Below are 24,367 nucleotides of genomic sequence, written 5' to 3'. Positions count from 1 at the left end.
TGTTGACATGGAGCGACGGATCAACGATGTCCTGATTCATTACGTCGAGCACGGTGTCGGCATGCCGCTTATTGCGCTTCATGGCGCCGGTGTGGATCACCGCGAGATCGAGGCGGCGATAGAGGCCGTCGTCCCCGGCCCGGGATTCCAGCGGATCTACCCGGATCTGCCGGGGATGGGTCATTCCACGACCGGGGACCTGGGTTGCAACGACGATGTAGTCGCGCTCCTCGCTGACTTCATTGATCGGCTGGAGGCCGGACCGGTGATGCTGCTGGGGCATTCCTACGGCGCATATCTTGCGCGCGGAGTGGCCGCACAGCGGCCGGACATCGTGCGCGCTTTGGCCTTGCTATGCCCCGGCGCCGAGCGGTCTCAAAATGTGCCGGACCATCGGGTGATCTATCAGGACGATGACGCCTACGACGAACTCGAACCTGAGCAACGGCAGGGGTTCGATGAGTACTTCGTCGTGCGCACACCGGCCACCGCACGCCGTTACCGCAGCCATGTCGTGCCGGGTACAACGCTCGTCGACGCCAAGGGACTGGGCCGTATCTTCGCCGAATGGACGGTCGACGTCGGGTCTGGCACCTTCACGGGGCCGACCCTAATCGCGGCCGGACGGAGCGATGCGATCGTTGGTTACACCGACGCCATGGATCTGCTCGAGCGCTATCCGCATGCCAGCCTGGCAGTAGTAGAGGGCGCGGGCCATGCACTCATGCACGAACGGCCCGAGCTCCTCGCCGCGTTGCTCGGTGATTGGCTTGACCGGGCCCGGCCGGACGAAAAGTGATCGCCTTCGCCAGAAGACGAGGGCAAAGGCGTCGTTACCAGCCGCCGCGCGTGGGCGTATGTCCCTGTCGGGCGTCGTCGGGCATTGCCATTTCGGCCCGCAGGCCCAGGAGCCGGACCGGACGGCCAACTTCGATTCCGGCTGCGAGGTCCAAGGCCCGCGCGAGGATCTCATCCTGGTCGGAAGTTTCGGGAATCCTCCGCGCATGGGTCTTGGTGATGAACGGCGCGTACCTAACCTTCAGGGTCAGCCCCACCACGGGCCGTCCTTCCGCCCCAACATCCTCAAGCACGCGCGCTGTCAGCTCCCGCACGGCGGCGTCCACCTGGGCGGGCTCGGTCAGATCCCGCTGGAAGGTTGTTTCCCGGCTATGACCGCGGGCAACCCACGGGGTGGCGTCCACAACGCCGGCGCCGTCCCCGCGTCCGAGCTCCGCGTACCAGGGACCCATCCTGGGGCCGAACTCCGGGACCAGGTCCTGGGGGTCGGCCGCGGCGAGCTCCGCGACTGTTTTGAAGCCGAGTTTCGCCAGCCTGCCCGACACTTTGGTTCCGACGCCCCACAGGTCCTTGGTGGGCCGGCTGCCCATAACGTCGAGCCAGTTCCCGGCAGTGAGACGGAAGACGCCGGCCGGCTTGCCGAAACCGGTGGCGACCTTGGCGCGGACCAAGGTGTCGCCGATGCCCACGCTGCAATGCAACAGCGTTCGTTCCAGGACAGCGGCCTGCACGTGCCGGGCATAAGCTTCCGGGCTGTCAGTCTCAATGCCAACAAAGGCTTCGTCCCAACCCAGCACCTGCACGGTGGCACCGGGCTGCCCGCGCAAGGTAGCCATCACCGTTTCAGACGCCGCTAGGTAGGCCTCCTGATCGACGGGCAGGATCACGGCGTCGGGCACTTTCCGGGCCGCAATGCGTAGCGGCATTCCGGAACCCACACCGAACGCCCTGGCTTCGTAGGATGCGGTCGACACCACGGCCCGTTCCGTGGGGTCGCCCCGGCCGCCGACAATGATCGGTTTGCCCGCAAGCTCCGGCCGCCGCAGGACTTCGACTGCCGCGATGAACTGGTCGAGATCGACGTGCAGCACCCACCGGATTCCGTTCACGCCACCAGTCTGCCCTAAACATCCCTGGCAAGCGCCCGCTCCCATCGGGTGGTGAGCAGAGCGCCCCAAGACAACTGACGGCCGCCCCGTTGCCGGGGCGGCCGTCAGTTTCAGTGCGCGGTCTTAGTGTTCCGCTTCTGCGGCAGCCTTCTCGGCGTCCTTCTCGGCACGCAGAGCCTCCGTTTCGTGCCGTTCCTCGGCTTTTTCCCGGTGGATGACCTCTGCGAAGAGCTTCTCCATCTCCTTGGCCACGCCGGCGGCTGAAGCCGGATTCTGGCCAGTGACCAGCCGGTCGTCAACCACAACCTTCTCCTCAAAGACATCAGCGGAGACGTGGGTGGCGCCCTGTTCCTCAAGCCGGTCGGCCAAAAAGAACGGGATGACCTTGTCTTTTCCCGCGGCAACCTCCTCGTCGTTGGTGAAGGCCGCCACCTTCCGGCCCTCGACGAGGCGAAGCCCGTTCTCCAATTCCACGTTCAGCAGGCCGGCCGGTCCGTGGCAGACCGCGCCCACCAAGCCGCCGGCGTTGTAGACGCTGGCGACGAGGTTCTGCAAGCCTTCGCTGTCCGGGAAGTCCCACATGGTGCCGTGGCCGCCCACGAGGTAGACGGCGTCGTACTGTTCGGGATCAACGACGTCGACTCGGGCGGTGTTGTAGAGACCGGCGCGCGTTGCCTCGTCCTCCGTGAAGGCAACCTGGATGGGATCTTCTGAGTCCACCTCGTCACGTGGGGGCTGGCCGCCTTGGATGGACGCGAAGTCGACGAAATGCCCGGAATCCTTGAAGACCTTCCAGGGATGTGCAGCCTCGGCCACGTTGTAGCCGGTCTTCTCGCCCGTACCGGGGATCTCCGAAACGCTTGTCAGTACCATAAGAATCTTCTTCATAAAATGCTCCTATCGTCGAATTCCAGCCTACGCCAAGCCTAATTCACGCCCGACGCAGGTGGCAGTCGGCTGCCTGGCAACTCTGCGGATTCCGCACGGATCACGGCCAGGGCCCAGCGATCGCCTAACGCGGTGACCGCTGCCTCGATCGGGCATCCCGACCGCCGCTCAGCCTTCTGCCACTAGGTGTACTCAGCCAGGACGTTGGTTACATGTTGAAAGGGTGAAGACCTCTTAGGTTGGTGGTTACCACACACACCAAACGACTAAGAGGTCTTCATGGTCCACCGTAATGCCCGTCTGACTCCTGCCGGTAGAAGCATCCTTGTCCAGCGTGTTCTGGGCGGCCGTCCCGTGGCGCATGTGGCGAAGGAAATGGGTGTTTCCCGTGCCTGCGCCCACCGGTGGTTCCGGCGATATCTGGAGCACGGCTCGGACGGTATGGAGGATCGCTCGTCCCGCCCGCGTTCGTGCCCGCATGCCACCCCCTCGGCGAAAATCGACGAGGTCCTCGAGGCGCGGGTAAAGCACCGCGAGGGCCCGGTCGAACTGGCCGAACGCTGCAACGTCCCGGCCCGCACGGTCTCCCGGATCATCGCCCGGGCCGGGCTGCCCCGGTTATGGGAACTGGACCCGATCAGCGGCGAACGCATCCGCGCCGGCCGGGCAACCGACCACCGCTACGAACGCGACACCGCCGGAGAACTACTGCACATTGACGTGAAGAAACTCGGGAAAATCCCGGACGGCGGAGGCTGGCGGGTCCACGGCCGGTCCGAAGCCGTCAGAGGCCGCGGACTGGGCTATGACTATGTCCACGTGGCCGTCGATGACCACTCCCGCCTGGCCTATGTCGAGGTCCTGCCCGATGAGAAGGGCCCCACCTGCGCGGCGTTCCTGGCCAACGCCGCAGCGTTCATGGCCGCCAACGGAGCCCCCGTGCAAGAGGTCATGACGGACAACGCCCTGGCCTACATCCGGTCCGCGGCCTTCTCCAAAGTCATGGAGGACCTCGGCGCCAAGCACCGGCGCACAAAACCCCGCAGCCCGTGGCAGAACGGCAAAGCCGAACGGTTCAACTGGACCCTGCAGGAAGGCTGGGCCTACAAGAACGCCTACGACTCCAGTGACCACCGCGCACAAGCCCTCACCGGCTGGCTAGACTTCTACAACCACCGCCGAAACCACGCAGCCCTCGGAGGACGAGCACCCATCAGCAGATGTAACCAACCTGCTGGCTGAGTACAACTAGTGCTTGAAAACTCTTACCGCCAGGTAGTACCGTCGCGGCAAGCGGTCGCAAACCACAAGCGGAAGGCGTTTGATGCTGAAGCAAGTGGCTAAGGGCGTTTACGTCCATAAGAGCAAGTTCATCCAAAGTAACTCCGTTGCGGTGCAGGGCCTGACAGGTGTGTTGCTCATCGATCCCGGTATCACGAGCGAGGAAATGGCCGACCTAGCAAACGACCTTCGAGGGTTGGGCCAGCAAGTCGTGGCGGGGTTCTCGACGCATCCGCATTGGGACCACGTGCTCTGGCACGCGATGTTCGGCGACGTGCCCCGTTACGGTACGGGCCGCTGCGCGGCGTCCATCCAAGACCTGCTGTCGCACTCGGACTGGAAGGCCCGCGTGGCCGGGGCGCTACCGCCGGAGCTCGCCGGGGAGATCCCGATGGATCTGCTCGGTCTTATGACCGGTCTGCCCGCCGGAGCAGCGCAGATTCCCTGGGATGGACCGAAAGTCCGGATCATCGAGCACCAGGCCCATGCGCCAGGCCATGCGGCGCTGCTGATCGAGGAGCACGGCGTCCTCGTCGCCGGCGACATGCTTTCCGACATCCTGATGCCGTTTCTCGATCTTGAGGCTGTGAATCCGGTCGAGGACTACCTCGCCGCGCTCCTGCTGTTTGAGGGTGTGGCCGACGAAGTTGCTGCCGTGATCCCCGGTCACGGCTCGGGTTGCGGGGCTGAGCAGCTTCGAGCTCGAATAAAACAGGATCGCGTGTACGTAGAGGCTCTGCGGGACGGCGGGTTTTCCGAGGATCCCCGGGTCGGACCGTCGGCCCCGTTGGATTGGCTGCCCGACGTGCACCGATGGCAACTAGGGCGGCTCGCCCACAGGGCAAAGAACGAGACGCCACAATAGCGGCCGCCCAGCGGGCGACCCCACCGATTTCCGCAGCTGCACAAGAAGCGTTGATTTCACCCCGCCCGACGTCGGCCCTGTGATCGGTGTCCAGGGTCGGGGGCAGTCTGCAGTTTGTTGCTCACGGCAACTCAAGTCCCAGCGGCCGGGGCACCCGGTTCGGTGATTCGGACCGCCCACCGGCAGAGTTCAGGTGCAGGCCTTTGGGTCGCCGTGCGGCAGAGCTGTCCCGGCTATGCGCCAGGCTGCTCCGTCCCACACCATGGTGTAGGCGATCCGCCAATCGGAACAGGTCTGACCCGCCACCCCGTGACTGGCATCCTGGCGGGTCTGCAGGAGGACGCTGGCCTCCAGCGAATTGCCCGTCCCTGTCACATTTACGACATCAAGTTTGGTCCAGTAGGACGACCCAAGGCCGTGGCTCCACTCGGCTTCGCCTCCGAAACTCGCTCCAAGCTCCGGGGTGAACTGCTTGAAGGCCGCAGCGTAGGCGCCTCGGTTGATGCCTTGGCCGTGCAGCAGCAAGGCCTGGCCAACGTTGTTCGCCTGATCATGGTTGGAACTGACTTTCATGGAAACGATCCCTGAATCCGGCGCAGGCGCCCCGCCGCAATCAACCGGCGCCAGTGGCACGCCCCGGGCCCGCCACTCCTCCACTGCTTTTGCCACCCGCGATGCGGTGACGGCATAGGCAGTTGATTGGGCACGGGCCCGGTATGCGCTTACTACCCCTGAAACCAGTCCGTCCTGTCCCATAAGGGGACCCCCGCTATTGCCCGGGTTGATGGCTGCGTCCGTTTGAATCATGTCGCCAATGAAACCGATTCCGAAGTCAATGTCCCGATCCAGACCGCTCACGACTCCTCGGGTAAGTGTGAGAGTTTTTCCGTCCGGATAGCCTAAAGCGGCCACATCGGTGCCCAGGAGCGGTTCCGTCGTCTGGAAGGTGAACTGGTGCCCGCTGACAGCGGTATCTGTCCGGACCAAGGCCAGGTCTGCCAATTTGTTGAAGCCCAGGACCACACCCCGGACGGCAGTTCCGTCGAAGGAGACCGTAATGGCTGAAGCCCGGTCAACCACGTGCGCCGCCGTCACCACCAAATCCGGCGCCACCAGGAATCCGGTGCCTGTTGGGCTGCCGTCACAGCGGGTGACACTGAGTTGCCCCACCCCGGACTGAACCTCGGCCACCATTTCCGGCCAAGTCTTAAGGGCAGGTGACGCTGACGGAGTGGGCCCCTTGGATATCGGCGGTGGAGTGGAAATGGGCGGGGAAACCGGTGGCTGCTGTTGCCCTGCCGTGTCCGGTGCCTTCTGCGGGTCGCTCGTAGGCGGCGGTGCCATTGGGCCACTGCACCCTGCGAGCAGGAGTCCAAGCACGGACGCACCAATTGCGGTCCGGAGGTATGGGCGGGTTGGAAGCTTCTCATTCGCCATTGAATTTTTTCCTGACGCTCAGCAGGCAGCCGCGGAAAGCGGCTGCCTTCAAGCTAGTCCTCACGGCGGTGATATCCCATGGTTCAGCCATTCAATTATTGCGATCGTTTCGGCTCGCACCGGCGGGTTCGGGTGCATGCGCTTCCTTGTCCGGCAACCCTGCGGCGGGTGGCCAATTGTCAGCGTCGATCAGGAAAGCCAATGGATTGGCGGTTTTCGAGCGGTGGTCACCGGTGGCGCCGCGGAATCGGCGCTGCAATCAGTCGCCGGCTGGCGACGGAGGAACACGACGGCGTCATCACCCACGTTCGGGACCGGGACGCTGCCGAAAAGATCGCCGACCATGAGCGGCACACGGGTAAACGCGCCCTCGTCCTGCAGGTCGATACGACCCAGGAGCCCTCGGTCGTCGACTTCTTTGACCCGGCAGCGGCCTGGCATCTTCCGTCGCCAGGAATAGCGGCCAGGCTCATCTTCCTGCGGAACAGTCAGCCCATTTCTAGGGACATACGGCTGATACCCGCCGCCTCAGGGCCCGCCCTGACCTGTCGCTAAAGTTTTCCCCTCGACGAAACCACTTCCAAGTGCTAGACCAAGGGCATATGACTCTCACCTCGAGAAATTGGGGGCACCCGTGCTGTATGAGGTTATGCTTTTACACCGTCCCGTCGGGGTGAATGACCGGCCGTGAACGGCCCCATTACCCCGGCCCTGGTTGAGGTGGCGGACCTGCTGCCGCCCTTCGATGTGGCCGTGGATGCCTCCACCGGCTCCGCGTCGTACTCCTACCCGCTGCCGTTGCCGTCCGGGCGCCTGGGCTTCGGCCCCGGTTTGGCATTCAACTACCAGGACGCAGCGGGGAACTCGCCGTTCGGGTTCGGCTGGGCGCTCGGCGGAATGGCCTCGGTGAGCGTCTTTGACCGGCGTGATGTGCCCCGCTATGACGCCACGGACCGCTATTCCCTCGCCGGGGAAGAGCTTGTGCCCGCCCTCACATCAGGTCCGAGCGGGCAGACGGCCCTGGAATGGGATGCCCCCGCCCACCACGTCCGCCGTTTCCGCAGCCGGCACGAGTCCACCTTCGCCCGGGTGGAACAATGGACCGCGACGGCGGATGGCGACGTGCACTGGCGGGTGCGACGACCAGACGGCAGCGTGGCCATTTTCGGCCGCCGCACTGATGGATCCGGCCGGATCCGGGACCCCGAACGTCCGTCCCGGATCTACGAGTGGCTCCTCGAGGCGCAGTACGACCGCTTCGGCAACGCCATCCGCTATGACTACGCGGCCGAGGACGGCGCCGCCGTGGACTGGAGCTCCCCCGCCGAATTCCCGCGCCTCAACCCCGCGGGTCACGCCCAACGCCTCCTCAAGCGCGTCCGGTACCTCAACCAGGATCCGCTGGACGCGAACGACGACGGTGCTGCCGCCAACTGGCATCTGGAGGTGGTCCTCGACTACGGCGACCACGCCCCCGGCCAGGCTGCCACTCCGGCACCAGACCAAGACTGGCTGGTCCGGCAAGATCCCTATTCCAGCCGCCGCCCCGGCTTCGAAGTCCGCACCTACCGGCTGTGCCGCCGCATCCTCGTGTTCCACCGCTTCGCCGCATTGGGCCCCGCCCCCGTCCTCACCCGCGCCGTCAACCTCATCCACGACCAGGCACCCACCGGGACATTCCTGCACCGGATCGAAGTCCAAGGCTTCCGGCATGATGCCACCGTCACCGTCCAATCCCTCCCCGGCGTTACCTTCCGCTATAGCGACAGCGTGGTGGAACAGCGGCTCCGCACCCTGGACTCCGCCAGTCTCGAAAACCTACCCCAGGGCCTACACGGCTCCGACTACCGATTCGCGGACGTCCGCGGCGAGGGCCTGCCCGGTGTCCTCACCGTGGCGGACGGCGCCTGGTACTACAAACCAAACTTGGGCGGCGGTATCTTCGGCCCGCAAGAACGGCTCGCCGAAACCCCCTCGGACCGCACCGCCGGGTCGTTGCTGGCGGACTTCGACCGCGACGGCAACTTCAACGTGGCCGTCCTGGACGGCCGCCACGCCGGCTTCAGCGAATACAACAGGGACGAACGCAGCTGGCATGCCTTCCAGCCCTTTGGCCAGGTCCCTGTCTTCGCCGGGCCCGGCCGGCAGGACTGGGTCGACGTCGACGGCGACGGGCTGCCGGAGACGATCCTCGCCTTGGGCGAAAGTTCCCTGTGCTTTCCCGCCCTGGGCAAGATCGGTTACGGCGCCCCCACCAATCTCCCCCAGCACGCAGCGACCTCCGTCCCGCTCCTTGCCGAGCGTCCGGAGGTGGGCGTTTTTATGGCGGACATGACCGGCGACGGCCTCCTGGACTTGGTCCAGGTCCAGGAAGGCCGGATCGAATACTGGCCCGGACTGCCCGGCGGCGATTTAGGCAACCCCATCAGTATGCTCAACCCGCCCAGCCTCCCGGACGGCACCACACTGGACACCCGTCGGATCCGGTTTGCGGACCTGGACTCCACCGGCACCGCGGACCTGGTCTACGTGGGCGTGGACTACCTGCTGTGGTGGCGGAACGCCGCCGGCAACGGCTTTGTCTCCGGCGGCCAGGTCCTCGGCCTGCCCGCTGCGGATGACCTCTGCAGCGCCCAGGTCCTGGACCTCCTGGGCGACGGCACCCTCAGCATTGTCTGGTCCTCCGTCCTCGCCGGAGACAGCTCCGCTCCCCTGCGCTACGTCCGGTTGATGGCGGACGGCCCACCCCGCCGCCTCGTGTCCGTCGCCAGCGACGCCGGTGCGGAGACCGTCGTCGAATATTCTTCCTCCGCCGTGCACTACCGCCGCGACGAAGCCGGGGACGAACCCTGGCTGACCCGGCTCCCCCAGCACGTGACCGTGGTGGACCGTGTTTTCCTCATTGACCACATAGCCAACACCCGCTCCGTGGCACGCTACGAATACCACTGCGGCTACTTCGACTCCGTCGAGCGCGTCTTCCGCGGCTTCCTGCACGTGGACATCCATGATTCCGGCTCCTTCCACCGGCCCGGCTGGGGCGCCCCCGGCGTGGCCGAAATCCGGCCCCTCCGCCCCGATGAGCTGCCCCCTGACGACCTCGGCGCTGCCTCCTGCCACCGGCTCTGGCACGCCTCTGGGGACCCCGACGTCGACGCCCGGCTCCGCACCCGCTGCTGGGCCGCAGACCCGGACGCGCCCACCCCGCCCAGCGGCCCTGACGCGCCCACCGAAGACCCCGACGCCCACCGCGCCCTGGCCGGTTGGCCGCTGCGGGACGAACTGTTCGCCGTCAACCGCACCGGCCAACGCAACCCGCACCCCCTCAGCGTCTCCACCACCGGCTACGCCGTGCACCAACTCCAGCCCGCGCTGGGCGGGCGCCCTGCCGCCTATACCGTGCGCGAACGAGAGACCCTCGAAGCCAGCTACGAGGAGCAACCCGCAGATCCCCGGGTGGAGCAGCGCGTGGTCCTGGCCCGGGACGTGGTGGGCTGCGAACTGCTCACCTTGGACCTGGGCTGCCCGCGCCGCCCCGGCCAGCCTGCGGCCGATCCCAGCCAGGGTGTGCCCATCTCCCAGGTCACCCGCCGCCGGGTCACGCACGTGGACACCGAGGATAGCTATTTGCTGGCGATCCCCGTCGAGGAGGAAGCATTCGAGGGCAGAGGATTAGGCGACGCCGGCACGCTCAGCTTCACCGCAGCGCGCGCCGCAGCCACCGCCGCGCTGGCCGCCCCGCTTGAGAACGGCGCGGCCTTCACCGCCGGCACGGAGCTGCGCCGCGTGTCCTGGGACCGCACGCTGTACCGCGACGCCGCCCGAACCGGCACCCGGCCGCTCGGCGATCCGGGGGCTGAGGGCTTGGTCCACCACGAGGAGCACGCCTGCTTCGCGGCCTCCGAGGTGGCCCGCATCTATGCTGCCCGGGTCAACGCCGCGGCACTCACCGCCGCCCACTATGTAGCGGCGGATGGCTACTGGTGGGCCCGCGGACCCGTGGCCGCACTGCTCCCCGCCGCCCGTTTCAGCCTGCCGGAAGGCTCCCTGGAAGCCGACGGCGCACAAACCGCGTGGGTGTGGGACCCGGCCGCGCTGTCACGGCTCAGCTTCACGGACGAGGTGGGCAACACCACCACCGCGGACCTCGACTACCAGGTCATGGCCCCGTGGCGGATCACCGACGCCAACCAGGCCACCTTCGAGGCGCGCTATGACGCCTTCGGGTTCACCGTTCTCACGTCCGGGCACGGCACGGCATTGGACGACGGCGGCACCTCCCAGGCACACGGGGCCCGGCCGTTGAGTGCCCACCCGGGCGGGCTCCCCGGCACCGTGACGGCGGCCCTCGCCAACCCGGCTGGCGCCGTCGAACAGGCCAGCACCTTTGCCTTCTGCGACCTCGCCGCTTTCCGGGACCGGGGTGAGCCGATCTGCAGCGTTGACGTGGCGCGCGAGTCGCTGGTGGACGACGGCGCGGGCGGCCCGGCCCAAAACGGCGAGTTGCAGGTGGCCGTGCAGTACTTCGACGGGTTCGGCCGGCCCATCCAAGGTAAGCAGCGCGTGGACGCGGGCCCCGCGGTGGTCCGCCGCCCGGACGGCAGTATCGACGTGGATGCCCAGGGGGTGCCGGTGGAGGCCCCCGCCGCCCAACGCTGGCGGGCATCCGGGCACGTGGTGTTCGATTCCAAGCAGCAGGCTGTCCTCGAGTTCGAGCCCTTCCACACCACCACGCCCCGCTACGAGCCGGATCCCGAATTGCAGTCGTTCGGAACCGCCGTGCGCCACCGCTACGATGCGCTGGGCCGGGAAATTGGAGTCAGTCTGCCCAACGGCACCCGCACGCAAGTCACCACCGACGCCTGGTCCACCACCTCCGCGGACCCCAATGACACCGTGACCGGCTCGGACTATGAACTGCAACGCCAAGCCCTGCCCGCCGGCGATCCCGAACGCCGCGCGCTCGAGCGCGCGAGAGCCCACGCTGGCACTCCCACCACCGTGCACGTGGACCCGATGGGCCGCACCGTCCTGGAGGTGCGCCGCGGTGCCGCGGCCGAGGAACGCCGCTGCCGCCGGACGTTGGACGACGACGGCAACGTCACCGCCGTCGTGGATGCCCGCGGGGTGATGATCACCCAGGTGGACCTGGACATGGCTGGCCGGCTGCTGCGCCAACGCAGCGTGGACGCTGGCGAGACGGTTTTCTTCCTCGACGCGCTGGACCGGGAGGTGCAGCGCTGGGATCCGCGGGCGTACCGGATCCAATCCAGTTACGACGCCGCGGGCCGGCCCACGGAAATCCGCGTGTCCGGCAACGGCCTGAACCACATGGTGGAACGGCTCACCTACGGCGAGGATCCTGCGGTGCCGGCGGCCGTGGCCCGCAACGCGCGCGGGCTGTTGGTGGTCCACGAGGACTCGGCCGGGCGGCATGAGGCCCTGCGCTTCACCCCGGACGGCAACCCGCTGGAGGTTTCGCATCGGCTGCGAACAGTGGTGGACCGCGAACCTGACTGGGCCGCTCCCGGCGGCGAGGCCCTGGACGCCACCACCTACACCGCCGTCTCCGCCTATGACGCCTTCAGCAGGCCGTTGCGGCGAACCTCCCCGGACGGCACCACCCGCATGTTCGAGTACCGCCGCGCCGGCGGGATGGACACCATCACCGTCTCCACTTCTGACGGTCAGCTCAGCAACCGGTCCATCTTGGCGGGCAGCAGCGCCAACGCCCGCGGCCAGCAGGAACGCGTCGAGCTGGGCAACGGCGTCACCACGATCAACGGCTACGACCGCGCCACCGGACAGCTCACCCGCTCCACAACTGCCTCCGCTGGCGCCGCCGCGCAGACACTGCGGGACGTGGAGGTGGTCCGGGACCCGGCAGGCAACATCACCTGGCTGCTGGATCACGCCCAGGAACCGGCGCACCCCACCCCGGTCCTGCAGGGGCTCACGGTGACGCCGGCCCGAGAGTACCGCTACGACCCCTACTACCAGGTGGTGGAGGCCACCGGCCGCGTGCACCAGGCTCTGCTGCCCACCGACGCCTGGTCCGGCGCGGCAGGCGTGGTACAGGGCACCCGGCACCTCAGCCTGGCCAACGGCGCTGCGGTGGAGCGCTTCACGCAGCGCTTCCACTACGACGTCGCCGGCAACCTGGACCAGATCAAGCACACTGGGACCACCCGGTCGTGGACACAGGACATCTGGGTTTCGGCCACCTCCAACCGGCGTCTCCCGGCCCTGGACACGAACGGCGTTCCCATCGCCGCACCGGAAGGGCGGTTCGACGCCGCCGGAAACACGAACTCGCTGCCGCACCTGGCCGCGATCGTCTGGGACCACCGCAACCGCCTCCGCTCCGCCACCATCATTGACCGGAGCGCCCAAGGCCAACCGAACGACGTCGAACATTACGCCTACGACGCCGAAGGCCGCCGCGTCCGGAAAGTCACTGAACGGCTCACGGCAGGTGGGCTGGAACGCACCGAGAAAATCTACCTCGAAGGCTGCGAACTGTTCCTCCATACCCGCGCCGGCATCACCGCAATCCAACGCACCGTGGCGCTGATTGAGGACGACGATCGCTGCCTGGCCACCGTCTACCGTTGGAGTGCCGATACCAGCGCCGCCGAAACGGACACCGTGGGCACCGCCGAAGTCCGCTTCCTCATCCCCGATGACCTGGGATCCACGGCCATGGAACTGGACTCCAACGGCGTGGTCCTCAGCTACGAGGAACACTTCAGCTACGGCGGCTCCTGCTTCATCGCAGGGGCCGCGCTGCGCCGCACTAAACTGCGGGACCGGCGCTACACGGGCAAGGAGCGCGACGACGCTACCGGCCTCTACTACTTCGGCTACCGGTACTACGCGTCCTGGATTGGCGGCTGGCTCAGCCCGGACCCGCTGGGCAATGCCGCATCCTTGAACCTCTACGAGTTCGTCCAGAACAACCCGGTGAACCTGGTGGATCCGAACGGCTTGCAGGCCACCGGCACCATGAGCCGACTGGACAGCGTGCCCGCCAATTACACCGGCGCCCAAGCCATGCGCCATTTCAACAATGGCCGCGGCAGGGAGCTGGGCATCCGGGCCCTGGAAGTCAAGCGCAGCGGCAACAACTGGATGATTGTCCGGCAGGAGAACTACACGCCGCGGTTGCAGCAAATGATCGCCGAAAACGGCGGCAACGTGGAAAAGGCCGGGGCCCTCTACGACATCGAAAAGATGTTTGACGAGCTCAAACTGGACGAACCAGCCGTGCCAGCTTCTGACGCGCCGGCGGGAGATCCGCCCACGACGCCGGCCCCGCCCGCCACTGGTGCCGGCAACGGCGGTGGCGCCACGAGTGCCCAGACGGCGCCAACCGGGGATCAGGCCACCGGGAATGCGCACAGTGCCGACGGTTCGAACAGCAGCAAGGACGGCGGCTCGGGCACGGCCACCCAACCCGGCGCGCCCGGTAGCACCGGCAGCGGTTCCGGCACCAAGGGCACGGGTCCCGGCGGCGGCGGTATGGGCGAGGCGGCCACCGGCCCCAGCGCGGGTCCGGGCAATGGCAACGGCCCAGGCACCGGGCCGGGGACGGACACCGGACCGGGCAACGGCAAGACCCCCACCGAGCCGGGCGGCACCGGCGGTGGCACCACGCCGGGCACCGGCGGCGGCAAGGCAGGCGGATCGGGCACGGGCGGCAAGGGCACCAGCCCCGGCGGCGCGCAGGGTGGCGTGGACGGCGGCACCGAAGGCGGCGCTCCTGGCGGCCAGGTGGGCGGAAACGTCAATGGCAGCCCCACCGGCAGCGTTGACGGAAAACTCGATGGCAACACCACGGGCGATGGCACCACCCCGGCCGAAGGCGGCAGCCCCACCGGGTCGGCAGATGGAACGGCCGACGGCGGTGCCACCGGCCAGGGGGACGGCCCCTCGAAGGACCCCACTAAGCACGGCACGGAAAAGTCCGGTCCGGGCGGCGGGACGGGCGCGGGCACCAAGACCGGGGACAGCGAGCCCGCGGATACGGGCACCGGGACGGGAACCTCGGGCAGCGGCCCTGCAGGCAGCAATCAAGAACCCACCACGCTGGACAAGATCACCAAGATCGCCGGTTACTGGCATCTCGAGTTCAGCGGCAGCGCCGATGGCGTCTCCGGCGGCATTCCCGGCGGCATGGGGTTCCTGTCCGGCTGGGGCGCACAGGTAGCCTTCCTGGCCCTGACTGTGGTCGACATTGTGCTTACAGTCTTGACACTTGGCGAGTTCAAGGCCGCCATGGTGGGCCTCAAGAATGCGCTCAAGGCGGGGATGACCTCGCTAAAGGGTGTGGTGAGCCGCGGGCTTCGCGGTATGGGGACGGCGCTGCTGGGACTGTTCCGGCGCGCGGCTCCGGGACAACGCACCCCGCTGCTGCGCCGCCTGGGGCGGTTCTTCTGGGAGGACCGGCGCAGCTTCGGGATGTGGAAGGACTTCCGGAAGCGCTGGAGCATCGCGAAGGGCTCCGGCTGGTCCATGGAGCACATGATCATCAAACAGCGCTGGTACCGCACCGTCGGGAAGAAACCGCCCTTCTTCCGCTACGGCACACGAATGAACCGGATCATGCAAGGCCTCGGCGACGCTGGCTGGAACGTGGTGCCCATCAAAGGCTGGTTCAACACGTGGCTCTACAACAACAAAGCCGTCTCGGCGGTCTTCAACTACGGGACCTATGCCGGTGGCGGCTACGGCCTCTACAAGTTGTGGGACTACGCCCTGGAACCCCTACGAGATCCACCCGGAACCGCACCGGCCCCAGCCCCTGCAGCCGCGCCATGAGCATTTTCCACCCTTAGGAGGAGCTATGAACCGAGACGAATTGCTGCGCCTTGACCGGATTGCGGGTCTCGCCCCGGGCGAGGTGGTGGACGCCAAGGACCTCGAGGTGGTGGCTGCGGTCCAGGACGCCCAGCGGGCGGCGCTCGGTGCCGCCTTGGCGGACCAGATGCAGAATTCCGGGCCGCCGCGCTTGTGGGAAACGGCCAAGGATATCGATCTTTCCGGCGCGGAAGGCCCGGGTGCGGCGCTAATGAAGGGACTGCTGGCCCGGCAGGCCCCGCCTGAGTTGATCGCCCAGGCCAAAGCACAGATCGACGCGGTGGAGTCCGCCGGTTTGGCGCTGGCAAACCTCCCGTTGGGTGCGGGGCCGCTGGTCCGCGACGATGTGGCCGCTGCCCGCATGCATCGCCTGGCCGAGATCGCCGTGTTTGATCCAGACCGTGCCACCAAACTGGTGGAGGGCGGGCTGCGGCTGAGCAACATCGACGATACCCAGCTCGATGACCTGGTGGGCCACCGGCTGCTCACCGTCGCCGAGGCGACGTCAATTGGTTTGGCCACCAGCATTTACCGGCTGGTGGACGAGGACACCGCCTTGGCCGGCACCATCCTCAAGACTGGTGCGGCCGGCGGCGCCGTGGCGACAGTGCGCGATCTCGTCGATTTGAACACGGAGGGCTGGAAAGCGGCCATTGCGACGGCGGGCATCACCCCGCCGGGCGGCATGGACGCAGATCAATACGCGCTGTTGCTCGCGGCAAGGGTGGAGGCCACCTACCCCACCGGCGCGGTCCGGGCCCGGCTGGCGGCTCCGGTAACGAACGACGTCTCCGCCGCGATCACCACGGCGAAAGCAGTGCTAGACGTCGGCGCTGATGTTTTGGGTACCCCTGACCTTTCCGGGGTCTCCGCCCAATCGCTGCCCAACGTCCAAGCGGCGTTAGGCAGCCTGGCCGGCTTGGCGGGAGCGCACCGCGGGCTGGGACTCGAAGCCATCATGGCTGACGCGACCCTCTCCGCCGGCGAGCGTGCCAAGAAGGTGGGCCAGCGGGTCTCACAGTTCGACAGCTTCTTGGCGAAGAACGCCGACGTGGAACTTGTCGACCTCGACCTCACCCCCGAGAGCGCCGACGTCGCCGCGTTGGACTTTGGCGGGGTTGCGCAAGCGGAGCGGCCGTTGATGCTGCGGCACGCCAAGGTGATGCAGCGCGTCTTCGCCATCACCGGAGACGCTACTGACGCGGCCAAACTGATGAGCGCAGGCTTCGATTCGGCCACCGCGTTGGCGTCGGCGCAGCTCGCCGATGTGATCACCCGGACCGGGCTGAGCGAGGCCGTAGCCTCCCGCTACTACGACACCGTGACCATGACAGTGGGTACGGCCTCGGCTTTGGTGGGCTCGATCATCGATATGAAGCACGGCGGCTTCGGGCTCTTGACTGTGGCCAACGCCGATCCCAGCATCGAGGACTACTTCAAACAGATCGATGGCTATGAGGACCTGTTTGGCAGCCAAGCCTTTTGCGCCTGCCAAAACTGCAAGTCCATCACCGGACCCGCTGCCTACTTTGTGGACCTAATGCACTTCATCGAGGAACACCTGCTCAGCCGCGTCTTCACCGGAGCCTTGGCGGATCATGTCCTGAACCTGAAGACCCGCCGGCCAGAGCTGTGGACCCTGCCGCTGACCTGCGATAACACCACTAATGAGATACCGCAGCTGGTGATCGTCAACGAGATCCTGGAGACGTACCTGGCCAAGCGGACGGGCTTCGCCGGGGACACCGCGGACCGGATCGCGGTGGAGCGCGCCGTATACCGGGACAAACTGGCGTCCGCCAAGGTCTGCTTTGGGCTCCCCTTCTCTCGGCCGCTCTACCGCACGCAGACGTATCTGGAACACTTCGGCGTGCCACGCTCCACGTTTGTCCGGCTCAGCGGTGGCACCCCCGACCAAGTGGCCATAGCCGGGTTGGGGCTCAGCTTAGAAGAGGCCACCCTGATCACCACGGCCAACACTGCCCACGCCTTCCTGGACACCATGTACGGGCAGGGTTTCGACTACAAACCGGCAGGAGTCACACCGTTCGATGCACAGACCCTGCTCCGGCCAATGTCCATCGCGCAGACCGATCTGGCCCAACTTGTGTCCACCCGGTTCGTCTCGGCTAGCGGCGCCGAGCCGGTCACGATCGTGGGCGGCAAGCTCAGCGCTGCCAGCGTGCAGAACGATATTGAACGGGTCACCGGGCTGAAGCCTGAATCGCTGGACAGGATGCACCGGTTCACCCGGCTGTGGCGGGCCTGCCCGGGCTGGTCCATTCGCGAGCTCGACCTCGTGGTGGGAGCGCTCACGGATGCCGGCTTGGCTGCCGGGATCGACGCCGCGGCCGTGCGCGTGATTGCCGAACTCCAAGCCCTGCAACAGAGCCTCGGCGGGTCGGTGGAGGACCTGCTCCCGCTGTTCACCGAGGTACCCACCAGCCCCGTCAGCAGCTCGGCACCTGGCCTCTTTGACCGGCTGTTCAACCTTCCCGACCTGGTGGCCATGGACGGCCCGCTGCCGTTGCCGGGCACCCGGTTTGTCCATCCTGCACTGCGGGATGATCCCACAGTGGCCGCCTCGGATCACATGCTGCACCGGCTGCTCGCCGCCACCCGCACCGATGCCAGCGGACTGTTCGAGCTCATCGCGGGCCTAGCCGTTCCATTGGGCGCAAACCCCGCCGCCGCAGCAGAGGCGGCCCGTGGCTTTGCCCTGACCGCCAGCAACTTGGCGCTCTTGGTCCGGCACGCCCGGCTCGCAAAACTCCTCAAGATGAGGCTGCCGGACCTGTTCCGGCTCTTGGCCCTGCTGCCCAGCGGACCGCTGACCCACGTGGGCGGCCTCAACGACCTTCGCGTGCTGCTGGCAACTGCCGCCTGGGCCAGGGGCGCCAAGCGCTCAGTTGACGATCTTGCCAGCATCACCGGCGCGGCGGTAACCAACGCCGCAGCCTATCCCGCCGCCGACGCGCTGGCCAAGGGTGCCCTGGACCGGCTCGCCGCCGACCGCAGCCTGACCTTCACCGACACAGTGTTTACGCTGGCCGGCGTATCCGAGGCCGGCTCGCGCGCACTGGTGGCGGCCAACCCCGCCGCCTTCGATGCCTCGGCTGGCCAGCTGGCGTTGAGCGCCGCGTTCACCCCGACCACTGTCCTCACGGTGCCAGCCGCCGTCACCGTTGCGGAGCCGGAGCTTCGAGCGGTCCTCCTCACCCACCACGCGGGCACGCTGCTGAAGCCGGCCTTGGCTGCCCTGCTCAAGGTGCCGGTGGCCAAGCTGGCCGCTATCGCCGCCCTTGCCGGTGCCGACCTGGACGCAGCGGCGATCGTTCCCGAAGCGCTGGGCAACGGCTCCATCGCCGCCCTGAGTGCCGCCGTCGGGCCCATCCTGCCGCTGGTGACGCTGTTCAACGCCAAAGCCCTCGGTGCGGAGGCGGTGGAGTTTGCTGCTGCCCATGCATCCATGTTTGCGCTGCAGGCACCCAACGCGCTGACCATCGAGGCGGCCCGCAAGGTGGACCAGTTCCGGCGGCATCTTGGCACGGATCCCGCGGGCACCGCGGCACTGACGGCAGTGGCCGGCGCGTTCACCAATGCCGCCCACTTCGGCGCTGCCGATCAGGACACCCTCGCGGCACTCCTCGCCGCCGAACGTGCTGTTTCCGTCTCCCTGCAAGCCAACCTGGCGTTGCCCGCCGACGCGCTGGACGCGCTGGACCTACTCGCCGAGGCCGCCGCTGTGGCCACCGCGGTAGGCATCGGCGGCGAAGCGTTCGCCCTGGTAGCCGAGGACGACTACGACCTCCTCAGCCAAGGCGCCGATGCCCTCTTCGCCGTTTTCCGCGCCAAGTATGCGGACGAAACCGCGTGGCAGAAGGCGTACGGACCGTTCCGGGCCCGGCTCCTGGAGCGCTGCCGGGACGCGCTGGCGAACTACCTGGTGCACGCGCTGCACCCCGAATTTGAACGGCTGGAAGACCTGTTCCGGTACTTCCTGATCGATCCCGAGGTGGAGGGCTGCTTCCTCACCTCGCGCGTGGTGTCCGCCATTTCAAGCGCGCAGATGTACGTCCACCGGGTGCTGATGAACCTCGAGCAGGACCGGGCCGGAAACGTGCACGTCCAGCCCACCCAGGTGCCGCGCGACGAGTGGGAATGGCGGATGCATTACCGGGTCTGGGAAGCCAATCGCAAGGTGTTCCTGTGGCCGGAAAACTACCTCTTCCCGGACCTGCGGGATGACAAGACCCCCTTGTTCGAGGACCTCGAGAAGGAACTGCTGCAAACCGACATCGACGAGCAGGCGGTACTGGATGCCTACGGCACGTACCTGGACGGTTTTCAGGAACTGGCCAGCTTGACCATCGCCGGGTCCTACCAAGAGGTGGATCCCCGCGCCGATTCCGATGTATTGCACCTCTTCGGGGTCACCCCCGGCGACCCGGCTACCTTCTACTACCGGCGCGTCGAAAATGCTGCGCCGCAGGGCCGGAAGTCCGGTGGCACCGTCTGGGGTCCGTGGCAAAAGGTGGACGTTGCCATCCCGGTCCGGGAAGTATCCCCGGTGGTTCACAACGGCCGGCTGCACTTGCTGTGGGCGGAGATCACAACTTCACCGGTCAATGAAGTGGCCGACGCCGGATCCCGCTTCGCCGGGTACAACCACAAGCTGATCATCAAGTTCACCACCCTCCGCCTGGATGGCAGGTGGACCGCGCCACAGCGGGTGCGTCTGTACGGCACCGATCCATTTGGCGAGAGCGACGGCGTCATCGAGGATCCGCTGGCCGAGCCCGAGGAGTGGCAGGACTTCCTGAGCGCCATTGGCGGGCTGTTGGGCTGGGGTCTGTTCGGTGGTTCCTCGTCGGTGGCCAGTTTGACGGCCGCCCAAAAACGCCTGATCACGCCCAGATATGACGACGACGTCCACGTCAAGGCCCGCGACGGGTACACCCTGCGCGGTCTGGAGTGGACCCAGCTGTACCCGGAGGTGCAGGGCAACTCGCTGTTTGTGGCCGGTGCCGGTTACCAGATGCGCGCCTACATCGACACGTTCGACAAGTCCACGTCCACGGCCGCCAGCCTGCACCTGAGCCGGCAGGCAGTGACGTGGAACCTGACCCCGCACTCGCCCATTCTCACCAAGAAGAACGGGACGCTGTACTACGGGACGCCGTCGGCCTCCTTGTTCGATAACTACGCCCTCGCCGGGCTTGCCGCCGACAAGATCCGGCTGGACCGCGTGTTGGTGGACTGGTCCACGCCGGTGAAGAACATCATCACCAAGAACCTGTACGTCGGTGCGCTGGCGAATATCGGCGCGGGCCGGCTGATGCCCATCAACGGTTCGCTGTCGGACGGGATCATCGACGCCGGCGGGGACCTGTACCTGCTGCAGGCCACCGCCTCGAACGCGGCCAGCTGGGCGCTGCGCAGGTTGGGCACCACGCTGGCGCGGCGGGTGGCCCGCGAACTGTTCACCGGCGGCGTGGAACACCTGCTGGACCTGGACACCCAGCGAGCGCTTGCCGAGGCGCCGCTGGCATTTGGTTTGTCCGGGAACCGGATCGTCAACCGGGTGGTGTCCGGGAGGCTGGACTTCACCGGGCCGTTTGGCACGTACTACCGGGAGATTTTCCATCACATCCCGTCGCTGATCGGCAACCACTGCAACAGCCAGGGCAAGTACGCGCAGGCCGAGCGCTGGTACCAGCACATCTTCGACCCCACCACCTCTGAGGTGGTCACGCCTGACCCGGTGCTCTCCGCATCGGCCAATGAAGCCCGGCGCCGGGACCGGAACTGGCGCTACCTGGAATTCCGCGGCCTGACGTTGCCAACCATGCGCGCCATCCTCACGGATTCCTCGGCGATCGCGGCCTACCACAAGGATCCGTTCAACCCGCATGCCATTGCCCGGCTGCGGCTGAGCGCTTACCAAAAGTCGATCGTGATGCGGTACATCGACAACAAGCTGGACCTCGCCGATTCCCTGTTCGAGCAGTTCCAGATGGAGACGGTCAACGAGGCGCTCATCCACTACGCCACCGTTGCGGACATCCTGGGCGACCGGCCGGCGCAGTTGGGCTCGTGCGGCCCAGACGCGGTGGACCCCCGCACCTACGAGAAGATCCAGCCGCTGATCAGTAAGGGCTCGGAGTTCCTGGTCGAGGCCGAGCACCTGGTGATCCAGGGAAAGCGCACCAAGGAGATGGGCAGCCGGCACAAGTATGTGCTGGATTCAGTGTCCTTTGAGCGGATCACCAAGCGGGCGCTCTCGTCGGAGCGGCTGAAGGCTGCTGGTGTGTTCAGTATCGAGGACGCGGGCCGGGTGGCACCCGACTCAACCAAGGCTGTCTTCGCCGCCAGCAATGCCGCGGCCATGCTGGTGGAGGACGCTGCCGCCGTCGCCGCTCCCGCCCCGGCGCCGCCGGGCCGGCAGCCGGCGGACCCGCGGCGGCTGTTCGAACGGCGCGCGGAACTGCCGGTGGCCGGGCTGGCGATCCGGGCCAGGCTGATGGCCAACCGAATTCCACGATTCGAGACCGCCGACATTGACTCGCCCGCGGGTCTGGCCGGGCTGGGCCGCACCGGGACGGACGATCTGTACCCCGAGGCGATCAAGGAGCGCGAGACCGAGCGGGCGGACATCGACAAGGTGTTTGTGAAGTCCGTGGGATCGGTCGATGCCGGGACCCGGGTACTTGCCGTGCCGCCTCGGAAGGGGCTGCGGGAATTCGAACCGGACACAGCCGCCGTCAGCGCCGGGCCGGATTGGAAGCGGCTGGGCGCCTACGAGGGCAAAAACCGGCTGCGGCCGGACGGGAAGGACCGGCCCACCCGGGTGCGGCCGGACAAGCGGCGGCCGGGAAGGTTTGGGGTGGCGTTCATTCGCCAGGTCAACCCGGTGTTTTGCATCCCGCCGAACAAGGACCTGCTGGCCTACTGGGACCGGCTCGAGGACAGGCTGTGGAAGCTGCGCAACTGCCGCGACATCAGCGGCGCGGTTCGCAAGCTCTCGCTGTTCGCCGCGGAGATCGATCCGATGGCATTGGTCCGGGCACGGGCGGAGGGCATGTCCTTGCAGGACGCGCTGACCAGCCTCAATGGTGACGTGCCGCAGTATCGGTTCTCGTTCCTGTTGGAGAAGGCCAAGAGCCAAGCCACCGCGGTGCAGGGTTTCGGCAACGCACTGCAGGCGGCGGTGGAAAGGCGCGACGGCGAACAGCTGAACCTGCTGCGGGCCCAGCATCAGCAGCAGATCCTGGACCTCACCACCCGCACGCGCGAACAGGAACGGGACGCGGCGGCAAACGCGGTGGCCAGCCTGGAGCGGCACCGAACCACTGTGGCCAACCGGAAGGCCTATTTCGATGGGCTGGTGGACGGCAGCCTCACGGCGTCCGAGCGGACGGAGCGGATCAGCAAGCACATTGCCAGTGGCGCACGGATGACCGAAGCCACGCTGGGCTTCCTCTCCGGCGCGCTGCACCTGATCCCCCAACTGGGCTCCCCGTTCGCCATGAAGTACGGCGGCGTGGAGGCCGGCTGGAGCGCCCACAACTTCGCGGTCGGAACCCGGGCCACGGGCGACTTCGCCGATGCGCTGGCCACGAGCGCCGCCGTCGAGGCCGGCTTCGACCGGCGGGAGCAGGGCTGGAAGCAACAGGTGGATGCGGCAGCGGATGACTTGGCCGAGATCGATCTGCAGCTGACGGGGATGAAGCTGCGCCGGGACATTGCGGAGCGGAACATCACCATCCATACCAGGGCCGCCGAGCAGGCTGAAGAGGTCCTGGACCTGTACGAAAATCACTTCACCGGCGTGGGACTCTATGCCTTCCTGGCCACCACCTTGCAGCGGCTCCACCGCGAGGCGTTTAATACGGCGCTCTCCATGGCGCGGATGGCGGAGCAGGCGTTCCGGTTTGAGCGGGGCGAGGATTCCTATCGGCTGGGCGGCTCGTATTGGGATAGCGAGTATTTGGGCCTGTCTGCCGGGGCACAGCTGGTGGTGGACCTGCAGCAGCTGGAGCGGCGCTACGTGGAGACCAATATCCGGGATCTTGAGATCGATCAATCATTCTCGGTGAGCCAACTGGATCCCACCGCATTGGTGCAGCTCAAAACCACCGGCGAGTGTGCCTTCGACATTCCCGAGGTGCTCTTCGATGTGGTCTACCCCGGGCACTACTTCCGCCGGATCAAGTCCGCCCGGATCACCATTCCCTGTGTCACGGGACCGTTCGCGAACGTCAGCGCCACGTTGCAACTGAATGAGAGCTGGATCCGGAAGGAGGCCAAGTTGGGGGCCGCGAATGTGACGCAAATGCCCGACGCGCGGGCCGCCCTGATCGCCACCAGTACCGCGCAAAGCGACCCGGGGGTGTTCGAACTGAACTTCCGGGACGAGCGGTACATGCCGTTCGAGGGGGCGGGCGCCATCAGCAGCTGGCAGTTGACGTTACCGAAGAGCTTCCGGCAGTTCGACTACGGCACCATCAACGATGTTGTGCTCCGGCTGGCGTACACCTCGAAGTACGACGGTGTGCTGCGGGACAAGACCGAGGCGCTGCAGGCCGCCACCGAGGGCACCATCCTGAACGTTCTGGCTAACAATCCGCTGCAGCACGTGGTGTCGCTGCGGAACCAGTTCTCCAACACGTTCAACGCGTTGCTGCACTCCCCTGCCGCTACCGATGCCGGATTCACGCTGATGAGCACACACCTGCCGTACTTCCTCAACGGCCGAGGCGTCACGGTGAGCTCGGCGAAGCTGGCGCTGCGGACCAAGCCGGGCGGGCCAGCGTTGGCGGGTCTGAAGTTCTCGGTGGACGGGACACCCACCGGTGCGTTTGCCGCGGATCCGACGCTGGGCGGGTTGCCGTCCGTGGACGTCACCGGAACCTTCGCCAACGGTTTCGCGGACGCACACGTCGTTCGGGTTGTTGCCGCTGGCGGGCTGGCGCCTGCTGCCCCGGTGGCCGGTGATCAATCGGCACTGGATGGGACCGAGCTGTTGGATGTGATGTTCGTGCTGGAACTGGCGGTCGCCTAATGGCTGTGGTCCGGGCCGGGCGATTGCAGCCTTCGTCGAAGAGGCCGCATACGTCAGTGCCGACGT

At 66.9% G+C, this 24,367-nt stretch carries 9 protein-coding genes; 6 read left to right on the top strand and 3 right to left on the bottom strand.

Features of this window, described 5'->3' with window-relative positions:
• Positions 1-7: 7 nt before the first annotated feature.
• Positions 8-799, top strand: a complete 792-nt coding sequence (locus QK287_RS16365) for an alpha/beta hydrolase (protein WP_226775746.1) — start codon at positions 8-10, stop codon at positions 797-799.
• Positions 800-833: 34 nt separating this feature from the next.
• On the opposite strand, the gene QK287_RS16360 is transcribed toward QK287_RS16365, so the two are convergent.
• Entirely contained in the window at positions 834-1,889 is a 1,056-nt protein-coding gene (locus QK287_RS16360; RefSeq protein ID WP_226775748.1) for a DNA polymerase IV, read from the bottom strand.
• Positions 1,890-2,030: 141 nt separating this feature from the next.
• On the bottom strand, positions 2,031-2,795 hold the full coding sequence (locus tag QK287_RS16355) for a type 1 glutamine amidotransferase domain-containing protein (protein ID WP_226775747.1): 765 nt from the start codon (positions 2,793-2,795) through the stop codon (positions 2,031-2,033).
• Positions 2,796-3,074: 279 nt separating this feature from the next.
• Here QK287_RS16355 and QK287_RS16350 point away from each other — a divergent pair, with 279 nt between their 5' ends.
• Complete coding sequence (locus QK287_RS16350; RefSeq protein WP_282360797.1) at positions 3,075-4,037, top strand: IS481 family transposase; 963 nt, start codon at positions 3,075-3,077, stop codon at positions 4,035-4,037.
• Positions 4,038-4,119: 82 nt separating this feature from the next.
• Complete coding sequence (locus QK287_RS16345) at positions 4,120-4,941, top strand: MBL fold metallo-hydrolase (protein WP_282360796.1); 822 nt, start codon at positions 4,120-4,122, stop codon at positions 4,939-4,941.
• A gap of 189 nt (positions 4,942-5,130) precedes the next feature.
• Here the strand turns inward: QK287_RS16345 and QK287_RS16340 are convergent, their stop codons facing one another.
• Positions 5,131-6,135 (bottom strand): trypsin-like peptidase domain-containing protein, encoded by a 1,005-nt coding sequence (locus tag QK287_RS16340; RefSeq protein WP_282360795.1) that lies wholly within the window; start codon positions 6,133-6,135, stop codon positions 5,131-5,133.
• Positions 6,136-6,579: 444 nt separating this feature from the next.
• Between QK287_RS16340 and QK287_RS16335 the strand changes: the two genes are divergently transcribed.
• The 3 genes from QK287_RS16335 to QK287_RS16325 all read left to right on the top strand — a co-directional run bounded on the left by QK287_RS16335 (position 6,580) and on the right by QK287_RS16325 (position 24,301).
• Positions 6,580-6,933 carry a hypothetical protein gene (locus tag QK287_RS16335; protein ID WP_282360794.1) on the top strand — a complete coding sequence of 118 codons (354 nt, stop codon included), beginning with the start codon at positions 6,580-6,582 and terminating at the stop codon, positions 6,931-6,933.
• Positions 6,934-7,065: 132 nt separating this feature from the next.
• Entirely contained in the window at positions 7,066-15,198 is an 8,133-nt protein-coding gene (locus QK287_RS16330; protein ID WP_282360793.1) for a SpvB/TcaC N-terminal domain-containing protein, read from the top strand.
• Positions 15,199-15,223: 25 nt separating this feature from the next.
• The gene (locus QK287_RS16325) at positions 15,224-24,301 is read left to right on the top strand and encodes a neuraminidase-like domain-containing protein (RefSeq protein WP_282360792.1); all 9,078 of its coding nucleotides are present in this window, start codon (positions 15,224-15,226) and stop codon (positions 24,299-24,301) included.
• The last annotated feature ends 66 nt before the right edge of the window (positions 24,302-24,367 follow it).

It is taken from the genome of Arthrobacter sp. AL05, from assembly GCF_029960715.1.
Lineage (GTDB): Bacteria > Actinomycetota > Actinomycetes > Actinomycetales > Micrococcaceae > Arthrobacter.
Note: the sequence above shows the minus strand (reverse complement) of the source record. Positions and strands in the feature narration are given on the sequence as shown.

Bases quoted from the DNA above. Each gene is read 5' to 3' on its own strand.
- QK287_RS16365 (WP_226775746.1), top strand. From the start codon at position 8: ATGGAGCGACGGATCAACGATGTCCTGATTCATTACGTCGAGCACGGT.
- QK287_RS16355 (WP_226775747.1), bottom strand. From the start codon at position 2,795: ATGAAGAAGATTCTTATGGTACTGACAAGCGTTTCGGAGATCCCCGGT.
- QK287_RS16350 (WP_282360797.1), top strand. From the start codon at position 3,075: ATGGTCCACCGTAATGCCCGTCTGACTCCTGCCGGTAGAAGCATCCTT.
- QK287_RS16345 (WP_282360796.1), top strand. From the start codon at position 4,120: ATGCTGAAGCAAGTGGCTAAGGGCGTTTACGTCCATAAGAGCAAGTTC.
- QK287_RS16340 (WP_282360795.1), bottom strand. From the start codon at position 6,135: ATGGTGGCCGAGGTTCAGTCCGGGGTGGGGCAACTCAGTGTCACCCGC.
- QK287_RS16335 (WP_282360794.1), top strand. From the start codon at position 6,580: ATGGATTGGCGGTTTTCGAGCGGTGGTCACCGGTGGCGCCGCGGAATC.
- QK287_RS16325 (WP_282360792.1), top strand. From the start codon at position 15,224: ATGAACCGAGACGAATTGCTGCGCCTTGACCGGATTGCGGGTCTCGCC.